Source organism: Pseudomonas nitroreducens TX1, from assembly GCF_000313755.1.
Taxonomy (GTDB): Bacteria; Pseudomonadota; Gammaproteobacteria; order Pseudomonadales; family Pseudomonadaceae; genus Pseudomonas; species Pseudomonas nitroreducens_A.
Genome location: NZ_AMZB01000020.1, coordinates 1 through 3,060 on the forward strand (window position 1 = coordinate 1; position 3,060 = coordinate 3,060).

At 59.0% G+C, this 3,060-nt stretch carries 3 protein-coding genes, 3 tRNA genes and 1 pseudogene; all 7 read right to left on the reverse strand.

Annotated elements, in window-relative coordinates; all coding sequences use genetic code 11:
* Nucleotides 1-66: pseudogene (locus tag C167_RS34185) on the reverse strand (elongation factor Tu); the annotation flags it as partial.
* Between the two features lie 83 nt (nucleotides 67-149).
* Nucleotides 150-225, reverse strand: a tRNA-Thr gene (locus C167_RS0100165).
* A 19-nt stretch (nucleotides 226-244) separates the two neighbouring features.
* Nucleotides 245-318 (reverse strand) — tRNA-Gly (locus tag C167_RS0100170).
* Between the two features lie 26 nt (nucleotides 319-344).
* Nucleotides 345-429: transfer RNA gene (locus tag C167_RS0100175), tRNA-Tyr, on the reverse strand.
* A gap of 141 nt (nucleotides 430-570) precedes the next feature.
* Nucleotides 571-1,251 (reverse strand): SPOR domain-containing protein, encoded by a 681-nt coding sequence (locus C167_RS0100180; RefSeq protein ID WP_017516274.1) that lies wholly within the window; start codon nucleotides 1,249-1,251, stop codon nucleotides 571-573.
* A 9-nt stretch (nucleotides 1,252-1,260) separates the two neighbouring features.
* Entirely contained in the window at nucleotides 1,261-2,010 is a 750-nt protein-coding gene (locus C167_RS0100185) for a pantothenate kinase (protein ID WP_017516275.1), read from the reverse strand.
* Entirely contained in the window at nucleotides 2,000-2,944 is a 945-nt protein-coding gene (birA, locus tag C167_RS0100190) for a bifunctional biotin--[acetyl-CoA-carboxylase] ligase/biotin operon repressor BirA (protein ID WP_017516276.1), read from the reverse strand. The genes C167_RS0100185 and birA overlap by 11 nt, the downstream gene beginning before the upstream one ends.
* Between the last annotated feature and the right edge of the window lie 116 nt (nucleotides 2,945-3,060).

Here is a 3,060-nt window from a genome sequence, read left to right on the forward strand (position 1 = left end):
GTCAACGTGACCGATGGTGCCGACGTTTACGTGCGGCTTGTTACGCTCAAACTTTTCTTTAGCCATCTTGACCGCCTCCCGTAAGGAATTGAGAAAGTCACGTCACCATTAAAACAAAGGCAGATATTTTCATATCTGCCTTTGCGAGATGGAGCTCATGAGCGGATTTGAACCGCTGACCTCACCCTTACCAAGGGTGTGCTCTACCAGCTGAGCTACATGAGCAAGACATCAGCAACAAACTTGGAGCGGGTAGCGGGAATCGAACCCGCATCATCAGCTTGGAAGGCTGAGGTTCTACCACTGAACTATACCCGCGGAGCTTGCAGCTCACGCTTGAAAACTGGTGGAGGGGGAAGGATTCGAACCTTCGAAGTCTGAGACGTCAGATTTACAGTCTGATCCCTTTGGCCGCTCGGGAACCCCTCCGAGTGAGGCGGCATTCTACAGCCTGCCACCGCGTTGTCAACTGTTTTTCTTTAAAAAACTTGAGCTTAGCTCTTCGACAACGGCTTCCATTGCATGACCCTTTCAGGCCACCCCTGTGAAGCGGGCGCCATTCTATTCAAACTACTGAGGGGTTGCAACGTTTTTGCACGGCATTGTTTGCTTCTGCAATTCTGGGAAATCCGGCGCCAACTGACGGACCAGAGAATCGTCCACCAGCCGCCCACTCTCCGGAGTGATCTGCGCCCAGTAGTCATGCTGCGAACGAGCCAATTCGCGCACCAGCGCATCATATCCGGCGGCCTTCAGGCGCTCGACGACGCTGTCAGCGGAATCCTTGCGCTGGAAGATCCCGAGGGAGATCCCATCAGTCAGGTCGCCCTCGGTGATGATGTAACTATCGATCTTGCGTGCCTGCAGTTCGCGCAGCTGCCACAACGAAGCCTGGCGCGAGGCCAGCGGCGGGAGATAAACCCAGTAATCGACGCCAGCGGCAGCATCCACTGTCTGCACGGAAGCCTGGACGTCCAGGCTCAGCAAGCGCTGAACCAGCAGCTGCGCACGATCCTCCGCGGGAAAGCTGCCTAGGTAGACGCAGGCAGAAGCATTAGGGGCCGCAGGTTTTTCTTCAGCCTGACGGCGCCGGGGCGCCTCGGCAGACTCACTGAGCAGGCGAATATTCTTCTGCTCACTCTTGAACAGACTGAGCGGCGCTATCTCCTTGGCACGGAGAGGCGCCTGCTGCTGATGCCAGACGTAATAGAAGACATTGAGGGCGAGCAGGAACAGGAAGAACCAACGCATCGATCAGACTCACTCGATCGGACAGGCAAGCGCCAAGCCGAGAAATACCAGATCCGGAAGCACGACGGCGCGAGCAGACTCATCCTTGACCAGCTCGGCATCGCCCCCAGTCAGATAGACCGCACAATCGTCACCCAGCAGTTTATTGGCCAGTTCGATCTGCTCCCGCACAAACCCTCGCAGCATCAGCACGCAGCCACGCTCAACAGCCTCGGAAGTTTCCTGGCCTGGCAGCAGATTCTGCAGAGCCTCATGAGCCGCGTCGTCGTCATAACGGATACGGCGGGTGTGGGTGCGCAACTGGCTGCGCATCAGGGGCATGCCCGGAGCTATATAGCCTCCCAGGTGTTTGCCAGCGGCATCGACTAGATCGGAAGTGACCGCAGTGCCGAGATCGAGCACCAGACAGCCACGCCCTGCTAGACAATGGCCAGCCACCAGCGCCAGCCAGCGATCCATCCCGAGCCGCTGATACTCACGGTAGCCATTCAGCACCCCACCCAGCTCGGGCGCCGGCGCCGCGATCTTCACCGCAATCGGGAAGGCGCTCTCCAGGCCGACACGAAGCGCGTCGGTTTCCTGCTCACTGCGCACACTGACCATGCGGCAGTAGCGGATATCCACCACCTCGCTCGCTCGCAATTGCGCAAGCAAATCCTGATCGGAATCAGCCACGCCACCAGCAACGGTCACCAGATCGTGTTTTCTGACGACCCGCCACTTGATCAGGCTGTTTCCGCAATCCAACTCAAGAATCATCCGACAACCTCAGACTCAGCTCGCCTCCGCTGTAGCTCTGCTCCTTGCCATCCACCAGGAGGCGCAACGCGCCCCTCTCATCGATGCCGAGGGCGCGCCCAACGATATTATTGGCGACAGTGGACAGCGTAACCTGCCGCCCCTGCCATAAGTGAAGGGCTTCCCACTCTTCCCGGCTGGCAGCAAAACCGCGCTCGCGATGACGGGAAAGTGCCTGCGCAAGTTGCCCCTCCAGCGCTTGCAGCAATTCATTGCGGTCGACGAGCCTGCCCAACGCTTCTCGAACCGAGGTCCAGGGTTGATCAATAGCGTCCGCCCGGCGCATGTTGACATTGATGCCGATGCCGATCGCTACGCTGCAGATGTCAGCAGGATCCCCTGTCAACTCCAGCAGGATACCGGCGATCTTCTTGCCACCGACGAGGACGTCATTGGGCCATTTCAAGCCGATGTCCTTTACACCCAGCACCTGGATGGCCTTCGCCACCGCAAGACCGACCACCAGGCTCATCCCTTCCAGTTCCTGCGCACCACCGCGTACAGTGATACCCAAGGTGTAATACAGGTTGGCGCCAAAGGGGCTTTCCCACTGCCGGCCACGCCTCCCTCGTCCAGCTGTCTGGCGCTCACCCAGAATAGCGAATGGCGCTTCGGCGCCAGCAGAGAGGCGCCGCAGAACCTCGGCGTTGGTGGAATCGATCGAAAACAGCACATCGAGAGGCCACGGGCCGGAGTGGGGCCTGGGCGAGATGATGCTCAGGGGCTCTTCCAAGCGGTAGCCCCGGCCGCGCACTCGCTGCACAACCATACCGTAGTCACGCTCAAAGCCCTCGAGCCGCTTCCAGACAGCACTACGACTTACCCCGAGGAGAGCACCCAGCTCTTCTCCGGAATGAAAGCGGCCATCGCTCAGCAATTTTAGCAAGGTCTGCATATCACCCCCGCAACAGTCAGGCACGCATCATATAGAGGCATGCCTGAATTGCATACGCAGCAGTGGCCCGACTTTCCCGCGCGCAAAAACAAAACCCCCGGCCAGCGAAGCTGACC

Coding starts and splice junctions, on each gene's coding strand:
- C167_RS0100180 (WP_017516274.1), bottom strand. CDS start 1,251: ATGCGTTGGTTCTTCCTGTTCCTGCTCGCCCTCAATGTCTTCTATTAC.
- C167_RS0100185 (WP_017516275.1), bottom strand. CDS start 2,010: ATGATTCTTGAGTTGGATTGCGGAAACAGCCTGATCAAGTGGCGGGTC.
- birA (WP_017516276.1), bottom strand. CDS start 2,944: ATGCAGACCTTGCTAAAATTGCTGAGCGATGGCCGCTTTCATTCCGGA.